The organism is Seonamhaeicola marinus (assembly GCF_008085455.1).
In genome coordinates, this window is the sequence record NZ_VSDQ01000189.1 from 1 (window position 1) to 291 (window position 291).

General features: G+C 28.2%; 1 protein-coding gene and 1 pseudogene. Both read left to right on the top strand.

Annotation, left to right across the window (positions count from 1 at the left end; genetic code table 11):
• A pseudogene (locus tag FUA24_RS02930) lies at positions 1–203 on the top strand (UDP-N-acetylglucosamine--N-acetylmuramyl-(pentapeptide) pyrophosphoryl-undecaprenol N-acetylglucosamine transferase); the annotation flags it as partial.
• A partial coding sequence (locus FUA24_RS02935) for a Mur ligase domain-containing protein (RefSeq protein ID WP_148540003.1) occupies positions 200–291 on the top strand: 92 nt, incomplete at its 3' end. The pseudogene FUA24_RS02930 and the gene FUA24_RS02935, both read left to right, overlap by 4 nt.

Sequence of the window (291 nt, forward strand, 5' to 3'; positions counted from 1 at the left end):
ATGCAATGGCTGTAGTAAATCAACATGCCGCTTTAATTATTAAAGAAGAAGATTTAAACGCCGATTTTGAAAATAAATTTTCACAATTAATAGCATCAAAAGAAAAGCAAAAAACGTTATCTGAAAATATTAAAAAATTAGCCTTGGTAAATGCAACAAAAGATATTGCAGATGAGGTTGAAAAATTGTTAAACAAAGCATGAATTTAAACAACATACAAAACATTTATTTTGTTGGCATTGGTGGCATTGGTATGAGTGCTTTGGCTAGATATTTTTTGGCTAATAATAA